The 16,573-nt window shown below is 72.3% G+C and carries 15 protein-coding genes; 10 read left to right on the forward strand and 5 right to left on the reverse strand.

Annotated elements, in window-relative coordinates:
- Positions 1-52 precede the first annotated feature (52 nt).
- Positions 53-715, forward strand: coding sequence for a fasciclin domain-containing protein (locus ACWDYF_RS35475; RefSeq protein WP_389472680.1), 663 nt, complete (start codon positions 53-55; stop codon positions 713-715).
- 606 nt (positions 716-1,321) lie between these two features.
- Here the strand turns inward: ACWDYF_RS35475 and ACWDYF_RS35480 are convergent.
- The 4 genes from ACWDYF_RS35480 to ACWDYF_RS35495 form a co-directional block, all read right to left on the reverse strand.
- A complete protein-coding gene (locus tag ACWDYF_RS35480) occupies positions 1,322-2,071 on the reverse strand; it encodes an anti-sigma factor (RefSeq protein WP_381740683.1) in 750 nt (249 codons plus the stop codon).
- Entirely contained in the window at positions 2,068-2,652 is a 585-nt protein-coding gene (locus ACWDYF_RS35485) for a sigma-70 family RNA polymerase sigma factor (RefSeq protein ID WP_389472677.1), read from the reverse strand. Before ACWDYF_RS35485 ends, ACWDYF_RS35480 begins: the two co-directional genes overlap by 4 nt.
- 70 nt (positions 2,653-2,722) lie before the next feature.
- Positions 2,723-2,902, reverse strand: coding sequence for a hypothetical protein (locus ACWDYF_RS35490; RefSeq protein WP_389472674.1), 180 nt, complete (start codon positions 2,900-2,902; stop codon positions 2,723-2,725).
- 162 nt (positions 2,903-3,064) lie between these two features.
- The gene (locus ACWDYF_RS35495) at positions 3,065-3,562 is read right to left on the reverse strand and encodes a LuxR C-terminal-related transcriptional regulator (protein WP_389472672.1); all 498 of its coding nucleotides are present in this window, start codon (positions 3,560-3,562) and stop codon (positions 3,065-3,067) included.
- A gap of 340 nt (positions 3,563-3,902) precedes the next feature.
- Between ACWDYF_RS35495 and ACWDYF_RS35500 the strand changes: the two genes are divergently transcribed.
- From ACWDYF_RS35500 to ACWDYF_RS35540, 9 genes are all read left to right on the forward strand, one after another.
- Positions 3,903-4,670: a hypothetical protein gene (locus tag ACWDYF_RS35500; RefSeq protein ID WP_389472669.1), complete on the forward strand. Its 768-nt coding sequence runs from the start codon at positions 3,903-3,905 to the stop codon at positions 4,668-4,670.
- Positions 4,661-5,953 carry an FAD-dependent oxidoreductase gene (locus tag ACWDYF_RS35505; RefSeq protein WP_389472666.1) on the forward strand — a complete coding sequence of 431 codons (1,293 nt, stop codon included), beginning with the start codon at positions 4,661-4,663 and terminating at the stop codon, positions 5,951-5,953. The genes ACWDYF_RS35500 and ACWDYF_RS35505 overlap by 10 nt, the downstream gene beginning before the upstream one ends.
- Entirely contained in the window at positions 5,953-6,753 is an 801-nt protein-coding gene (locus ACWDYF_RS35510) for a HisA/HisF-related TIM barrel protein (RefSeq protein ID WP_389472663.1), read from the forward strand. Before ACWDYF_RS35505 ends, ACWDYF_RS35510 begins: the two co-directional genes overlap by 1 nt.
- A 2-nt stretch (positions 6,754-6,755) precedes the next feature.
- The gene (locus tag ACWDYF_RS35515) at positions 6,756-7,766 is read left to right on the forward strand and encodes a zinc-dependent alcohol dehydrogenase family protein (protein ID WP_389472661.1); all 1,011 of its coding nucleotides are present in this window, start codon (positions 6,756-6,758) and stop codon (positions 7,764-7,766) included.
- Positions 7,767-7,842: 76 nt separating this feature from the next.
- Complete coding sequence (locus ACWDYF_RS35520) at positions 7,843-9,576, forward strand: amino acid adenylation domain-containing protein (protein WP_389472659.1); 1,734 nt, start codon at positions 7,843-7,845, stop codon at positions 9,574-9,576.
- Between the two features lie 58 nt (positions 9,577-9,634).
- Positions 9,635-10,336: a hypothetical protein gene (locus ACWDYF_RS35525; protein ID WP_389472657.1), complete on the forward strand. Its 702-nt coding sequence runs from the start codon at positions 9,635-9,637 to the stop codon at positions 10,334-10,336.
- Positions 10,333-11,244 carry an SAM-dependent methyltransferase gene (locus ACWDYF_RS35530; RefSeq protein WP_389472654.1) on the forward strand — a complete coding sequence of 304 codons (912 nt, stop codon included), beginning with the start codon at positions 10,333-10,335 and terminating at the stop codon, positions 11,242-11,244. The genes ACWDYF_RS35525 and ACWDYF_RS35530 overlap by 4 nt, the downstream gene beginning before the upstream one ends.
- Positions 11,245-11,386: 142 nt before the next feature.
- Positions 11,387-14,485, forward strand: coding sequence for an amino acid adenylation domain-containing protein (locus tag ACWDYF_RS35535; RefSeq protein WP_389472651.1), 3,099 nt, complete (start codon positions 11,387-11,389; stop codon positions 14,483-14,485).
- A gap of 57 nt (positions 14,486-14,542) precedes the next feature.
- Positions 14,543-15,103: an aminotransferase class I/II-fold pyridoxal phosphate-dependent enzyme gene (locus ACWDYF_RS35540; protein WP_389472648.1), complete on the forward strand. Its 561-nt coding sequence runs from the start codon at positions 14,543-14,545 to the stop codon at positions 15,101-15,103.
- Positions 15,104-15,355: 252 nt separating this feature from the next.
- Here the strand turns inward: ACWDYF_RS35540 and ACWDYF_RS35545 are convergent, their stop codons facing one another.
- Complete coding sequence (locus ACWDYF_RS35545; protein WP_389472646.1) at positions 15,356-16,324, reverse strand: hypothetical protein; 969 nt, start codon at positions 16,322-16,324, stop codon at positions 15,356-15,358.
- Positions 16,325-16,573: the final 249 nt, after the last annotated feature.

The raw sequence follows: 16,573 nt of genomic DNA on the forward strand, positions 1-16,573 counted from the left end.
CAACAACCCCGACGCGGCCGCACAGCGCCGCGCAGTTCAACAGGAGAACAAGATGAACACCCGTATCAGTCGTGCCACCGGCCTCTTCGCAGCCGCGGCTGTACTGCCGCTGGCCCTGACCGCCTGCTCCGGCGACAGCAGCGACTCCGCCAAGTCCGGACCGTCCGGCAACGCGTCGGCCTCCGCCACCAGGAGCAGTGACGACATGGGCGGTTCGAGCAGCGCCACGAGCGGCATGGACCAGCCCTTCGGCACCGCCTGTTCAGCCGTGCCGGAGAATGGCGCCGGCTCCTTCGACGGCATGGCCAAGGACCCGGTGGCCACCGCCGCCTCCCACAACCCCGTCCTCTCCACCCTCGTCACAGCGGTGAAGAAGGCCGGCCTGGTCGACACCCTCAACAACGCGCAGAACATCACCGTCTTCGCACCCACCAACGACGCCTTCGGCAAGATCCCGAAGGCGACCCTCGACAAGGTTCTCAGCGACAAAGCCGAGTTGACGAAGATCCTCACCTACCACGTGGTCGGCAAGCGGCTCACTCCCCAGGACCTGGCGAACGGCTCCTTCGGCACCCTGGAGAAGTCCGGGCTCACCACCTCCGGATCCGGCGAGTCCTACACGGTCAACGGCTCCGCCAAGGTCGTCTGCGGCAATGTCAGGACCGCCAACGCCAACGTCTACATCATCGACACCGTCCTGATGCCGAAGATGTGACGCCCCGGCGGCGCAGGCCACGTGTGAGCGGTCGGCCGACGCCCCACGGGCCGGTCCGTCTCCGCCTTCCCCGGGCGGAGACGGACCGGCCCTGACACAGCTCCGACGACGACCTAGGTGCGGGGGAGCAGCATCCAGGAGCCGTCCGGTGCGACACGGCACGCCGAGGAAGAAGACCGATCAGGCGAAACGGCGACCGGGGCACGCACCGCACGACCGCCACCGCCACCAGCAGCGGCATCGACGCCGACCACGTCCAGGTCCACGTCCACGTCCAGGTCCAGGTCCACGACGGTGCGCGGATCACGACGCTGACGGTGCCACGGTCCTCCGCCGCGTCCCCTCCCGGCCCGGGGCGACTCGCACCGGTTCCTGGCCCGGGGCGCCCCGCACCGGTCGGCGCCGGTGGCTCCTGGCCCCACGCGAACGACCGGCCGCAGGCCCGTAGCGCCCAGTACGGCGCAGACCACCGCGCTCAGCAGCCCGAGAACACCCCGGCGGCTGCCCTGACGACCGGCCGACGGCGCGGTACGCGCCCGTCCCGGCCGGTCGTCCGCCGCGTCGGCGCCGCCGTGGGCGGCCCGACCGCAGCCGTCCGCGAGTCGTTCACGACGGGATGTCGAGCAGCCCGACGGGCTCGGTGGTCGGCCGCGGCGAGCCGCCGGCCGGCTCCACGGTGATGCCGACCCCGGAGGCATGCTCGACGGGTCCCCGCATCAGCACCGCCTGACTGGCCCGGTCAGGCTTCAGCAGACCGGCCGGACGCATCCGGCCGCCGTCGGCGAACCACAGCTCGTACACCTTGCCCCGGGGCGGTTCCGCCAGCCCCGAGGCGACGAACACGGCCCGGCCACGAGCAGTGGAGACCACCAGCGTGCCCGTACCGCCCGCCAGTTGGGCCGAGCGCGTCCGGGCGTCCGGCGCGGCCAGCACCCCCGCCACCTCGTCGGCGTGCCGCTCTGCCTCGGCCGTCTGCCGATGGGCCTCCTGGGCCCGCTCGTACTGCCACACGGCCGTGCCCCCGAACGCCGCCGCGGCGGCCGCACAGGCAGCCAGTGCCCATCGCAGGGGGCCGCCGAGGCGCGGCACGCGACGCCTGGCCTGATCGACGGCCGCGGGACCCGGCGGCGCCTGCCGCACCGTGGTGATGCGGTGCAGCACCTGCTCGCGCAGCGCGGGACGGGCCGCCATGCCGGAGGCCGACGCCAGCCGCGCGGCCGTGGCGGTGAACTCCGCCACCTCCCGCTCGCAGTCCGCGCAGCCGGCCAGGTGCCGTTCGAAGGCCGCGCGCTCGTCGTCGGGCAGCGCGTGCAGGGCGTAGGCACCCGTCAGCGTGTGCGGATCGGTCGTGGTCACGCGGTCACCCCCAGGCAGTCACGGAGCCGGATGAGGCCGTCGCGCAGCCGGGTCTTCACCGTGCCCAGCGGCAGCGTCAGCGCCTCGGCGACCTGCCGGTAGGTCAAGCCGCGGTAGTAGGCCAGGGTGACCGACTGCCGCTGCAACTCGGTCAGGGTACGCAGGCAGCGCCGTACCTGTTCCCGCTCCAGCCGCGTCTCGACCTGCTCGGTCACCTCGTCGTACGCCGGAGTCCGTTCCAGCAGGGCGGCCTTGGTGTCCCGTGCGGCGGCCGCCTCCACGGACCGCACCCGGTCCACCGCGCGGCGGTGCGCCAGCGTCAGGATCCAGTTGATGGCCGTACCCCGCTCGGGCCGGTAGCGCGGGGCCGTGCGCCACACCTCCACCAGCACGTCCTGCGCCACCTCCTCCGACTGCGCCCGGTCACGCAGCACCGCCCGGACGACACCGAGCACCGGTCCGGCCACCGCGTCGTAGACCGCGGCGAACGCATCCTGATCACCCAGCGTCACCGCGTGCAGCAGTTGTTGCAGGTCAGGCTTGGACGACGGATGGGCGCCGATGTGAACGGCTTCTTCCACAAGAAGTCTCCTTGAGTGTGACGGTGCGGACTTCCCCGGGTAATCCGAGGCCGCACAGCCCGGGGATTGGTCACGCCGCCCGCATCCGCCGTCCGTGCTCGTGCTCCGCGGCCCCCGTCGCACGCCCCGCAGCGCTGGAACCGTCCCGGCGGCGTCCGGCGCTGCGCGAGCGGGCCCGGTCGGCGCGGACGAAGCGGCCGACATCCTCCGGCTGGAGATCCTCGGCGATACCGGGACCAGTGTCGCTCATCTCCGCGCAGGCGGTGGGCCGTCCCTGGCGAGGGAGAGCGTCACGTCAGTGCCGGGCGATGTGTGGCGGGTGCGTGCGTCGGCGAGAAGGCCGCCAGTTCGACCGGGCCCAGTTTCGACAGCAGACGCTCGTACGCGACTGTGTCCGCTGCCTGTCCGCTGCTCACCCCAGGTGCGGTCCGCGCGGCCGTCCAAAACCGGAACCGGGATCGGGACCAAAACCGGAACCGGGATCGGGACCGGGACCGGAACCGGGATCGGGCCGCCCGGAGACGCCGAGGAATTTCGCGACGGCCTCGGTCCGACTGGACACTTTGAGCTTCCGGTAGATCTCGTGGAGATTGTTTTTGACGGTACGCTCGGCTATGCCGAGATCGCGTCCGATCTGCCGGTTCGACATTCCGGTCAGAAGGAGTCGGAAGACCTGTCGCTCCCGCTCGGTGAAGGAGCACGTGATTTCCTCACGACGGTCTTCGTCACGGCCTGGGGAACCGGTGGCAGCACCCGGCTGTGGAACTGATCGGCCCGGCAGGGCGAGCTGCGCCGCCTCATGCGCGTCCAGCAGTTCTCTCAGGAGGACGGTCAGCACTTCGAGATCCGTGAGCACCTGCCGAAGAGTGCGTGCGATCTCCTGACGGCAGGCTTCTTCCTCAGTGGGCACGGCGCCGCTCCCAGGGACGGAGCTGTCACTCGGGACCGGGCCGCCGACCCGAGCAGGACAGGGCGGGACAGGGCAGGACAGGGCGGGACAGGGCGGGACAGATGTCAGTACGGCAATCATTCCCCCTTTCCCGGCGCCGGATGGCTTGCGATCCGGTCAACTCCCTTTTCCGCCGCCTTCGCCGATGTGGGGTCACCATAACGCCCGCGCCTGTCGGTCCGTAACGCGGTCACCAAGTGCCGTATCGAAGGTACCGAATGATGCGCCGTTATCCGGAGAGAGGCTCGGGCACCCGTGGCCGTGAACATTCGTCAGAACGAGATCCCAGGAAGAAACAATCATGAATGGCGATTCCGCCTGTACCGCCGAAGGGCTGCTCAGGCGTCACGATGAGGTCATCCGGCAGCACGACAATCCTCTGCTGCGGTCGGCCCGTTCCGGAAGGGTCGAGCAGGCACATCTCCTGCGCATGGTCCAGGCGGACCTGTGGTGCATGGAGGCCGAGACGGTCGCCTACGCCGTACTCCTCTCCCGGTTCCCGAACGGCCCGGCGGGCGATCTGTTCGCCGAGCTGAACTCCACCCTGCGCACGCTCAGGCCGAGGCTCGACACCTGTGCGCGCGCCCTGGGTCCCCCTTCCGGTGAGGCGTCCGCCTTCCCGGAGGACGATGGCGCCTTCGCCTTCCCCGCCGCCGTCTCCTGGATGGGCCTGCACGCCGAGCGGGCCGCTGCGGCGCTGGCGCTCCGTTCGGACTTCGCGATCTACGCACGGGAGTGCCGCGAACTGGTGCACACGCTGGCGGACACGGCGGCCCCCGTGCCCGAAGCCTTCCGGGACTACTACGACATGCCGGCCCCGACGAAGCTGCTCGACCTGGCCGCGGCCACGGTGGAGGACGGCCTCCGCCACGGCGACGCCCCCGAGCGCGCGGATTCCACCACCAGGCTGCTGGTGTCGGGACTTGACGGCTTCTGGCGGTTCGCGGCGGGCCTGCGGCCGTCGTCGGCCGCCGGGAGCGCGGCCGCACCCGCACGCGCATCCGTACCCGCATCCGCATCCGCATCCGCACCCGCACCCGCACCGGAAGGCTCACGCACATGCGCGTAGGCATAGCGGGCGGCGGGCTGGCGGGGCTCACCCTCGCCTGGTTGCTCGACGGAACCCATGAAGTACTGCTGCTGGAGGAACGCCCCAGGCTCGGAGGGAACGCCGTCTCGTTCCTCACGACCGAGGGGGGACTGCCGTACACCGTCGATCTCGGTGTCAGGGAGACACCCGTCGAGCTGTCTCCGGTCTGGCGGCACCTCGTGGCCGAGGTCGGTCTCCCGGCCGAGGACCTCGTGCCGAGCAGCACCTCCCGGGTGGTGTTCGACCCCCGTGAGCCCTCCGCTCGATGGGTCTCGCCCGCGGCCTGCGCAGACACGGCGCGGCAGGTGACGACCGGCGGGCAGGCGTACGAGGCCATGGTCCGACTCGCCGAGGAGTCCGCCCGATGGGAGGCGGAGCGGATGTCCTGGGACATCACGTTCGGTGACGTCCTCGACTCCTGGCGACTGGCGTCCGCGGCCGAACACCTGCTGTGCGCCCTGCCCGCGTCGCTGTACGGCACCACGCTGACGGCGGCGCGTGCCCTGTCGGCACGGGCCGTGGGGGCGACAGCCGCTCAGCCGGACCGCCCCGGGTGCACAACCTATTTGCGCTCGGGCACCGGTTCACTCGTCCAAGGGCTCGCCTCCGGCGCACGCTCGGCCACGATCCGGCTGGGCGCCCGGCTGCGCACCGTCCGCCGGGCGGCGGACGGTCTCGAACTGGTGGAGACCGGCGGGGCTGTCCACCGCGTGGACGCCGTGGCGCTGGCGCTCCCGGCGGACCGCGCCAGAACGGTGCTCGCCGGCCCGGCGGACATGGAGGACCGGCGAGCCGGCCCGGCGGACACGGTGGACCGGTTGGCCGACCTGGAGGCCGTCGAATACCGCGACGTGACCTACGTACTGCACCGTGATCCCTTCGGGATGCCGGGGGAGCGGCCCGCGTGGTCCGCCTCCAACATCACGCTGGAAGGGCAATGGAGCGAGACGACGACGTGGTACGGCCCCTCGCTCGGGCTCGGCCTGTTCGTCAGCCAGCTCGGCCACCGCTCCGGCCGCCCTCGGCGGGAACTGGCCCGCGCCTCCTTCCGGGCGGCACCTCCCACCCCGCGGGCGAGCCGTGCCCGGCACAGGCTCGGGGCGGTACGGGACGGGCAGCGGGTCTTCTTCCTCGGACACTGCACCACACCCGTGGAGACACAGGAAGCGGCCATGGCCTCGGCCTTGACCGTCGCACACCACCTGGCGCCCCGCGGCGAACGGCTGCGACGGCTTCCCCATCCCGACAAGGCGGACGACTGATGCGACCGACAGAATCCCGGCGGAGCCCCTCACCGGCGCTCCTGGCCCGGCAGATGATCCCCTGCATCGACGTACGGGAGGGAGCGGCGACCAGCCCGTCCGGTGCCGGGGGCCTGTCCGATCCGTGCGACGTGGTCGGCATCGCCGCCGGATACGCCCGTGACGGCGCGGAGCAGGTGTTCCTGGACATCGTCGACGCGTGGCCTGAATCCGGCTATCTGCCCGGACTCCTGGGCGAGTTGAAGGCGACCGGTCTCGACCTGCTCGTCTCCGTGCAGCACGGCACCCTGCCCTCGCCCCGGACCTGCGCGGAGATACTGACGGCGGGCGCGACCGCGGTCTCGGTCAGCACCAGCATGGTCGCGGAACCCGACCGCGTGGCACAGACGGCCCAGCTGATCGGGCCACGGCGGCTCATGGGCGTCGTCAACTGCTCGGGGGACCGGCGGCACGGCTGGCACACCCTCGTCGACGGCGGTGCCACCCCCACCACCGTGGACGCCCTGCACGTGGCCCGGCGGTTCGGCGACCTCAAGGTACGCGCCCTGCTCGCCAACAGCGTGGACCGCGAAGGCACGGGCAGCGGCTACGACCTGGACCTCACACGGGCCATGGCCCGCGCGTCCGGGCTCCCGGCCATCGCCTCCGGCGGTGCCGGGTCGGCGGAGCAACTGGCCGACGCGCTCCGGGACGGCGATGCCGCCCATGTGCTCGTCAACGACGTGGTGCACAGCGGCCGGGAGACCATCGGCTCCCTGAGCGAGGCCCTGTGCCGGTGTCTCGCCGACGAGGCGGACTGAACATGCGTGCTCTGGCCTTCAGCGGATACGGCGATCCCGCCCGCGTCCTGCGCATGGCGGAACTTCCCCGCCCCGAACCCGGCCCGCGCCACCTGAGGATCAGGCTCGCCGCACGCCCGGTCAATCCCTCGGACCTGCTGTTCGTGCGGGGGGCCTACGGCCGGGAGGCATGTTTCACCCCGCACCAGAGCGACGGCGCCGGAAGCAGCGGCTGGGCCGTCGCGGGCTTCGAGGGCGCGGGCACCGTGCAGGCACTGGGCGAGGGGACAGGAGGACCGGCCCCCGGGACCCGGGTGGCCGTCTCGGCCACGGGGACCTGGCAGGAAGAGGTATGTGTCCCGGAGAGAGACGTGTTCCCTCTCCCGGACGGCGTTCCCCTGGACGTCGGCTGCCAGTTGACGGTGAACCCGTACACCGCTGTGCTGCTGCTTCGCGAAACCGCCCTGGAACGGGGTGACACGCTGCTCCTGACCGCGGGCGCCTCCGCGGTGAGCCGCATGACCGTCCACCTGGCCCGCGCACGCGGCATCCGCTGCCTGCCCGTGGTCCGGCGCACGAAGCAGGCCCGCGCGCTGGCGCACCTGGGCGCGGAGCCCGTACTGGCCACCTCGGCCCGCACGCTGACCGGGACGGCGCTCGCCATCGCGGGTCAGCGCCGGGTGGACGCCGTCCTCGACGCGGTGGGAGGCGCCATGGGCACCGCCGCACTGCGCTGCCTCCGCCCCGGCGGGCAGTTCCTCTCCTACGGCATGCTCTCCGGCAACCCGATCCGTGTGTCCCCCGACGAACTGGTCTTCCGCCAGGTGACCCTGCGCGGCTTCTGGCTTCCCGAGGGCATGAAGCGCCTGGACGGCCCGGAGTCGGGGCGGCTCACCGGGGAGGTCGAGGCGGCCGTGGCGCATGGCCTGCCCGGACTGGAGGTCGCGGAACACCATGACCTCGCCGACTTCCACGCCGCGCTGCGCCGCACTCGGCGCCCGGGGCGCACCGGGAGAGTCGTACTCACAGGGTGACCGGCTCGCTCCTCCTTCCCCCGCTCTCCCCCCACCCCCCCCCGCATTTCATCCGCCGCACGAGAAGGGACCGACCATGCCCTCCACCGGGCTCGCACCGCACGGGTGTGCCCCCGCGCGGGACGACACAGGCGCGGGCTACCCGCGTGACGCCCTCCTCCCGGAACTCTTCACCGAGCAGGTACGCAAGACACCGGACAGCGTCGCTCTGGTCCGGGGGAACGACCGGTGGACCTTCCGTGAACTGCACGAGCGCACACGCCGTGCCACCGCGTGCCTGCACGCCCGCGGGGTGCGGCGCGGAGACGTCGTCGCCGTGCTGCTGGAACCCTCCGCGCCGTGGGTGACGACCGTGCTCGCCGTCCTCGCAGCGGGCGCCGTCTACCTGCCCGTCGATCCCCGCACCCCGCGCAACCGCCTCGCCACCCTGGTCGAGGACGCGTCACCGAAGTGCCTCGTGACCGCACCGGAGACCGAGGTCCCCCCGCCGGTGCCGCCCGTGGCCCGGGTCACCACCCGCGACCTGGACCGCGCGCAGCCGCCCCGGTCCGGCGCGTCCCGGCCCGCCGGAACAGTGGCGACCGACGCCGCGTACCTGATCTACACGTCCGGCTCGACCGGTGTCCCCAAGGGTGTGCTGTGCTCCCACCGGGGACTGGTCCGCTTCGTCACCGCGGACCATCCGGCGGTGCCTCGGCCCGGTGACCGCCTGCTCGCCACGGCCAGCCCGGCGTTCGACGTCTCGTGCTACGAAGTGTTCTGCACCCTGCTCAACGGCGCATGCCTCGTACTGCCGGAGCCGGGCGACCTGCTCGACACCGAGGCACTGGCACAGAGCCTGCGGGACCACCGCATCACCACCCTGTGGCTCGGCGCGGGACTCTTCCACGTGCACGCGCAGACGGCACCGCGTCTCTTCTCCGGTCTGCGCTGCCTGATGGTCGGCGGCGACACGGTCAGCCCCGGCGCGGTCCGCGCCGTGCTGGCCCACGGCGCCCCGGACACCCTGGTCAACGGCTACGGACCGACCGAGAACGGTGTCATCAGCACCTCGTACGTGGTGCGTGAGCTGCCCGAGGACGCCGAACTGGTGCCCATCGGCACCGAGGTGCCCGCCACCACCGCCCATGTGGTGCGCCCGGACGGCCGCCTCGCCGCACCGGGCCAGGAGGGAGAGCTGTGGCTCGGCGGAGACGGCGTGGCGCTCGGCTACCTCAACGACCCGCGACGCACCGCGGAGCGCTTCGTCGCCGACCGCTTCGGCGGTGACGCGCGGGCCCGGCTCTACCGCACGGGCGACATCGTCCGCCGACGGGCCGACGGGGTACTGGAGTTCCACGGCCGCAAGGACAGGCAGGTGAAGCTGCGGGGCTTCAGGGTGGAACTCGGAGAGGTCGAGGCGGTGCTGTCCGCCCATCCCGACGTCCGGGAGGCCGCCGTCGGCGTACTGGGCGAAGGGCCGGGACAACACCTCGGCGCGGTCGTGGTCGGTGCCCCCGGGGCGGAGTCCACCGCACTCGTCCGGCGCCTGTCCGAGCACGCCCGGGACCGTCTGCCGGACCACATGGTGCCCAGCACGATCGTATGTGTCCCGCATCTGCCGCTGACGGTCAGCGGAAAGACGGACCGCGGCCGTCTGCTGGCGCGGCTCGCCCGGCCGGAAGCCCGCAGCCCGGCCCGAGACCCCGAGGAGGACGCGGACGAGGCGGCCGCGCCCCATGTCCCGCCGTGCGCCCGGCCACGTACCGCGCAGCCGAGCGACCGCCCCCCGCCGCCCGCTCGACCCGGGCCCCCGCCCGCCGCGCCGTGAGCCGCGGCCCCCGCCCCCACGACAACGACACCCCAGCGCACCGACAGAAGGGAAACACATGTCCTCCCACACCCACGTCGACGCCAAGTCCCTGGCCGACCAGGTCCGGCAGTCCGTCGCCGGTACGGAACCCGGCAGTCCGCTCACCCGCACGCCCGTGACCGGCCCCGGCACCGTCGAACCGCTGCGGCGCCTGGTCCAGATCGAGTACCAGTCGCACGCGGTCGAACTCGTCGCGTACGGAACCCTGCTGAGCCGGTTCCCCCATGATCCCGCCGCCGAACTCTGGCTGAGGCTGGGCCGCGTCGTCCGCGAGGCGACCCCCAAGCTGCTGCACGTCGCCCGGTCGCTGCACATGGACGAGGCGGACCTGGCGGACTGGTCGACGGAACTCGGCGCCTACTCCTTCCACGGCGCGGTCTCCTGGATCGCGGCGTCCGGAAGCCAGGCGGCGGCGGCCCTGGCGGCCCACACCGACATGCAGGTCTACTACGCCGGTGCCACCGCCGTGGCACGACGCCTGCGCGACACCGACGCGGAAGCCCCGCAGGAGTTCATCGACTACTACGACGACCCGGGCGACGACGCGCTGAACGAACTCGCCCTGGCCGTCACCCAGGACGGTCTCGACCGCGGCGACGACCCCCGCGGGGCCCTGTTCCACGCCCGGCGCGTCGCGGACTCGCTGCTGGCGGTCTGGCGGGTGGCGTCCGCCGAGGCGGCCACGGGACGGCGCACACCCGGGAAGGAGCACCGGTGAGCCCCGTCGCCGGTCCGGGGTACGAGGTGGTGCCGGGCGGCCCCGCCGACGCGTTCCGTGACCACGTGGTCCGTGCCTACCAGGACGCGCCCGGTGACTGGCAGAAGGTCCTCGGGGAGCAACTGCACTTCCAGTGGGGCGTCTTCGGCCACCCCGACTCGCCCCGCCCGGTGTCCCTCGACGAGGCCGGCCTCAGGCATCTGCGGTGCCAGCTCGCGGTGGCCGGCGCCTTCGGGCTCCGGCACCCGGCCCCGCGGCGCATCCTGGACGTGGGATGCGGCTGGGGCGCCACGCTGCGACACCTGGCGGCCGACTTCCCCGACTGCCCCCGGCTGGACGGCATCAACATCAGTGCCGAACAACTCGCCTACTGCGCCGGGCAGTCGGACGGAACCGACCGGATCCGCCTCTATCTCTGCGACGCCGCCGACATCGCCGGACTGCCCGACGGCGCACAGCCCTACGATCTGGTGCTGGCCCGGGGAGCCATCACCCACTTCCCCCCTCAGGTGTACGAGAGCGCCGCCGAGGCACTGGCCCGGCGCATGCGGCCCGGAGGACTGCTCGTCGTCTCCGAGACGCTCTACAGCGAGGAAGTCCTGGCTGCCGAGCAGCAGTTGCCCCCGAGCGAGGACCATCTCGCCCTGGGCCACCGCAAGTCACTGAAATATGTCACCGAGGTCCTGCGGGACAACGGCTTCCGGGTCCTGGACGAGCGCCCGCTTCCGTCACCGGAGGACGCCGCCCGCTGGGTGCTGGAGCTGAAGAGCAACATCGACGCGCACTTCCCGCACGGAGCGAGCCCGCCGCTCGAAGCGATCAGGGCCATGGCCGCGGAACTCGCCACCGCCCTGCTCCAGCGCCGGGCGTCGGTGCACAGCATCGTCGCCGAACGGCGGGAGGCGTAGCCCCCCCAACCCGCGCGTCACCCCCGCCCCCACCCCTGCCCCCGCCCGCGTCTCCTCCGCCCCCGGCGTCACCTCCGTGACGGAGGAGACCGGGCAGGCGGCACGCGGCACACCCGAACTCCCGTACCGAGGAGCAGTCGTCATGACCACCCAGGACACACCCACTCCCGACCCCGTGCCCCGGCACGCGCGCAGCTGGAACCAGGCGTCCGTCGCCTACCCCCGGGACGCCACCATCCCCGCCCTGTTCACGGAACAGGCCGACGCCCACCCCGAGGCACCGGCGGTGGAATGGGCCGACGGGGCCTGGACGTACGGGGAACTGGCCGCGCGGGTCCGGCGCGGCGCCGCCGGACTGCGGGCCCGCGGAGTCCGCGCCGGGGACGTGGTGGCGGTACTGATGCCCCGGTCCCCGGAGGCCGTGGCCACCCTTCTGGCCGTCCTGCACGCGGGCGGGGTGTACCTCCCCCTCGACCCCGACCAGCCCGCCGAGCGCACGCACCGGATCCTGCGGGACGCCCGCGCACGCCTGGCCGTCCACCGCACGGACGACACCGTGGAAACGCCCGAGCAGACCAGGACGGTCGCCGGAGACGAACTGTTCGCCGGATCCGCCGACGCCGACCCGCGGTGGTGGCAGGAACGCGACGCCGGTGAGGCGGCCTACATCATCTACACGTCCGGATCGACCGGCGCCCCCAAAGGCGTCATGTGTCCCCACCGCGGTCAGACCAGGATGGCCCGCGGACCCGGCGACCTGCGCGTCCTGGACGACGACCGGGTGCTCGCGACCACCGACCTGACGTTCGACGTCTCGTGCTTCGAGATCTTCTCCACCCTCGCGAACGGCGCCTGCCTCATCCTCGCGCAGGACGGGGACCTGCTGGACCCGAAGACCCTGGAGAACGTCCTGCGCGACCGGCACGTCAGCGTGATGTGGCTCAGCGCGGGCCTCTTCCACCAGCACGCCCACATCGCGCCGCAGATGTTCTCCGGACTGCGCTGCCTCATCGCGGGCGGTGACGTGCTCAGCCCCCGCGCGGTGCGTTCCGTGCTGGAGAAGGGCCGGCCCCGCACCCTGCTCAACGGCTACGGCCCCACCGAGAACTCCTCCCTGTCCACCGTGCACCGGGTGGACGACCTGCCGGCTCGGGCCGAGAACGTACCGATCGGCGTGCCGGTCCCCGGATCGACCGCCTATGTGGTGCGCGAGGACGGCCGGATCGCGGCACCGGGCGAGACGGGCGAGCTGTGGGTCGGCGGGGACGGCGTCGCCCTGGGATACCTCAATGACCCACGGCGGACCGCCGAACACTTCGTGCCGGACCACTGGAGCCCCGGCCCCCTGGGCGGACGGCTGTACCGCACCGGTGACCTGGCACGCTGGCGCGAGGACGGAGCGCTCGAATTCCTCGGACGGCGCGACCGGCAGGTGAAGATCCGCGGCTACCGCGTGGAACTGGACGAGGTCGAGTCGGTGCTGTCCGCGCACCCGAGCGTGCAGCAGACCGCCGTCGACGTGGTGGGCGAGGGCGCGGGGGAGCGGCTGGTCGCCGCTGTCGTGGCGCCCTCCGGAGAACAGCGCGACTCCCTCGTACGCCGACTGCACGAGCACCTGCGTGACCGGCTGCCCACCTACATGGTCCCGACGCGCCTCACCGTGGTGGACACGCTGCCCCTCACGTCCAGCGGCAAGGTCGACCGCCGCTCGCTGGCCTCGCTGACCTCACCCGCGCCGGCCGACGAGGACGACGCACCCCGCGGCGAGACCGAGCGGATCCTCGCCGGAGTGTGGCGCGACGTGCTGGGGCTCGACGCGGTCGGGCGCGACGCCCGCTTCTTCGGCCTGGGCGGCACCTCCCTGCGCGCCACCCAGATCACCGCCGCGGTCCGCGAACGGCTCAAGGCCGGAGCCGGATCCGGACGCGCCATGATCCGCAGTCTGGTCGCCGATCCGACCCTGAGCGAATTCGCCACGACCGTGGAGGGACTTCTCGCCGGACGCGAGGAACCGGCCCGCGCCGAGACCGACTTCACGGCCGAGAGCCACCTCGCCCCGGAACTCCGCTACCACGCGCCCCGGTCGGCCGACCCCCGGGCGCCCCGCCAGGTCCTGCTGACCGGCGCCACCGGATTCCTCGGGGTCTACCTCACCGACCGGCTGATCCGCGGCGGCGTGGACCGGGTGCACTGCCTGATCCGGGCGGACGGTCCCGCCCAGGCCACCGGACGGCTCGCCGCCAGGATGCGACGCTACGGAGTGGACCCCGAACCGCTGCTCGACCATGTCGTACCCGTGCCCGGCGAACTGGCCGAGCCGCACTTCGGACTGGCTGACCCCGCATGGGACCGCCTGGCCCGCGACACCGACCTGATCGTGCACTGCGGCTCCCGGGTGAACTTCGCCTACCCCTACCGCGCGCTGGCCCCGGTCAACGTCGGCGGCACCCGCACCGTACTGGAACTGGCGGACCGGCACACCACCAAACCGGTCCACTACATCTCCACCATCGCGGTGATCGCCGGATTCGGCACCGCCGGTGTCGGCCACGTCGACGAGGACACACCTCTCGACCACGCGGACCGGCTGTCCCTGGGATACCCCGAGACCAAGTGGGTCGCCGAACGCCTCGTCGCCGAGGCCGGCCGACGCGGACTGCCCGTGGCCGTCCATCGCCCCTACGAGGTGACCGGCACCGTGGACCGCGGCATCTGGAACACGGACACCATGATGTGCGCCCTGTTCCGCACCATCGCGGAGACGGGGCTCGCCCCCGACATGTGCCTGCCGCTCGACTTCGTGCCCGTGGACCACACGGCGGACGCGATCACCCACATCATCACCCACCAGGAACCCGACGGCCGGGTCTACCACCTCACCAACCCCCGCGACGCCCGGCTGCCGCTGCTCGTGGAACGCCTGATCGCCATGGGGTACGAGATCCGGACCGTCTCCTACGACGCGTGGACGGAGATGCTCGCCGACCTGACGGCCCGGCTGCCCGACCACCCCATGGCCCCGTACGTGGCGATGTTCGCCGAACCCGCCCACGACAGCGAGGTCTCCGTCAAGCAGATGTACACCGACGGCGTCTTCCCCTCCTTCGGCCGCCGCAACGCGGAGGCGGCGCTCGCCGACAGCGCACTCGTCTGCCCGCCCGTCGACGCCCGACTCCTCGACACCTATCTGCGTGAGTTCCGGCGCACGGGATTCCTGGCACCGCCCGACGCCCTGCGATGACCGCGCTCCGCCGCCGCCCCCGCCCGCTCTCGCCCCGACTCCCGGCGAGGCCCCCTCATGACCCGCCACGCCGACATCCGCACGTCACCGAAACTGTCCGGCATCTCCTACAGTCTGCGCGGACCGCTGGCCGCGCAGGCCGAACGCCTGCGAGCGGCCGGCAAGGACGTCCTCGCGCTGAACCTCGGGGACCCGGCGGCGTACGGACTGCCCCCCGGCCCCGAGGTGGTCCGCGCCGTACGCGACAACCTGGACCGCGCATGCGGATACAGCGCCGCGCAGGGACTTCCGGCCGCGCGGGAAGCGGTGGCCCGCCACTACCGGGCCAAAGGACTCGGTACGGTCCGCCCGCGCGATGTCTCTCTGGGCAACGGCGTGTCGGAGCTCGCGGCACTGTCCCTGCACGCGTTGCTGGGCCCGGGTGACGAGATCCTGGTCCCGGCACCGGACTACCCCATGTGGACGGCCTCCGCCGTCCTGGCCGACGGCTCGCCCGTGCACTCCGCTCGCGACCCGGGCCCGGACGTCCCCTGCCTGACGTTCGGCGGGCTCTCCAAGCGAGGCCGTGGGACGACGCGTCCCTGGCCGATGAACTGCGGTGCGAGGAAGGGCTGTTAGTCGTCCCCGCCTCCGGTCTCGGCCCGGTGCCGTCCGGCCACTTGCGGGTCGTCACCCTCCCGCTGACCGAGATCCTCACCGAGGCGGTGACGAGGATCCGGTCCACGGCGAGGTCCCAGCCGCGCACGACCGTCTCGGTCCAGGAATCGATGGTGGCTGGTACGGGATACCCCAAGCCCGCCCGCCCCTGCCAGGAGGCCGGAGCGGGCGGCCTCGTGAGGACGACGACACTCTTCGCTCGGTGTGTTCAGGTCAGTGGCTGACGCTGGTCGTCCGGCGCCTGCGTCTGCGCTGACCGACGGCGGCGAGGGTGGCTCCCGCGGCGACGAGGATCCCTCCCGCGCCGAGCGCCCAGCGTGTCGCGGCGTCACTTCCGGTGTGGGCGAGCACGCCGTCGGGATCGGAGGCACCATCGGCGTCCACGGAGGCGGCACCGGTGTGGTCACCGCCCCCGGCGGAAGAGCCGGTGCCCGTGCCGTCGCTGTTCCCCGCTCCCGAGCCCGAGCCGGTACCGGGGTCCAGTGAGGGCGTGGGTTCCCCGGAGGAGCCCGGGGCCGGGCTTGTGGACGGACTCGGGTCCACAGAAGGCTCCGGATCCGCAGAAGGCTCGGGTCCCGGATGCTCAGACGGTTCCGGATCCGATGAAGGTTCGGGGTCCGGGGCGGCCGGGCGTACGATCTTCTGGCACTCCCAGTAGTCCTCATCCCCGGTGGCGTGGTCCTCGTCAGGCTGGGGGCCGAGGCAGAACCGGACGAGCGGAGCGTCGCTGGTGAACTTCATTCTCATCCGGAAGACGGTCGTCCCCGGCGGCAGCACCACGTCGTCGAAGGGAAGAGGGATGTTCACGTCCAGCCCTCCCATGTCTTCCAGGCTGAGATCCGTCCAAGAGCCTCCGAGCATCATCTGCGCGTTCATGTGCGACGGTTGAAGGGCCGGGTCCGGGGCGATGGTGACCGCCTGCACGCCCACGATGAACTGGGAGATCGCCTCATCGGAGACGTTCGACAGCGTGAGGTCGAACTCCGCCCAGTCCCCGCCTGCTTCGAACGTTTCGGGCACGCCCTTGAGCCTGGTCACCAGGCTGCCACCGGACTTGGAGCGGCCATCGTTCCGGATGGCCTTCGCACCCAGGGCGGGAGCACTGTGCACGCTTCTCGTGTCGGCCAGGGCCGTCGCGCTCTCCGGAAGTGCTGAGACGGCCACCATGACGGTGGTCAGCAAGGCCCTGCGTCTGCGTTTCACGAAAACACCGATTCCTTCGAAGGGGCGGGAAGATCATCAGTCTCCCGACCGCCCGACGGTCTCGGCAGCCACCTTCTCCCTATCACCCCATAAAGCGCGCTTTTGACTCCTGGCACCGCATATCCCCGACCGCGGCACCTGTCTGCCCCAACTGACCGGCCTTGACGGCACTTGCCCGGAGGCCGCGGAGCCCGCCGAGCGATCCGGGGCGCCGGGCGCGACGGCCGG

The sequence above is a fragment of the Streptomyces sp. NPDC003284 genome, from assembly GCF_053589675.1.

Excerpts from the sequence above, each read along its gene's own strand:
- ACWDYF_RS35475 (WP_389472680.1), top strand. The coding sequence starts at position 53 with ATGAACACCCGTATCAGTCGTGCCACCGGCCTCTTCGCAGCCGCGGCT.
- ACWDYF_RS35490 (WP_389472674.1), bottom strand. The coding sequence starts at position 2,902 with ATGAGCGACACTGGTCCCGGTATCGCCGAGGATCTCCAGCCGGAGGAT.
- ACWDYF_RS35500 (WP_389472669.1), top strand. The coding sequence starts at position 3,903 with ATGAATGGCGATTCCGCCTGTACCGCCGAAGGGCTGCTCAGGCGTCAC.
- ACWDYF_RS35505 (WP_389472666.1), top strand. The coding sequence starts at position 4,661 with ATGCGCGTAGGCATAGCGGGCGGCGGGCTGGCGGGGCTCACCCTCGCC.
- ACWDYF_RS35510 (WP_389472663.1), top strand. The coding sequence starts at position 5,953 with ATGCGACCGACAGAATCCCGGCGGAGCCCCTCACCGGCGCTCCTGGCC.
- ACWDYF_RS35515 (WP_389472661.1), top strand. The coding sequence starts at position 6,756 with ATGCGTGCTCTGGCCTTCAGCGGATACGGCGATCCCGCCCGCGTCCTG.
- ACWDYF_RS35520 (WP_389472659.1), top strand. The coding sequence starts at position 7,843 with ATGCCCTCCACCGGGCTCGCACCGCACGGGTGTGCCCCCGCGCGGGAC.
- ACWDYF_RS35525 (WP_389472657.1), top strand. The coding sequence starts at position 9,635 with ATGTCCTCCCACACCCACGTCGACGCCAAGTCCCTGGCCGACCAGGTC.
- ACWDYF_RS35535 (WP_389472651.1), top strand. The coding sequence starts at position 11,387 with ATGACCACCCAGGACACACCCACTCCCGACCCCGTGCCCCGGCACGCG.
- ACWDYF_RS35540 (WP_389472648.1), top strand. The coding sequence starts at position 14,543 with ATGACCCGCCACGCCGACATCCGCACGTCACCGAAACTGTCCGGCATC.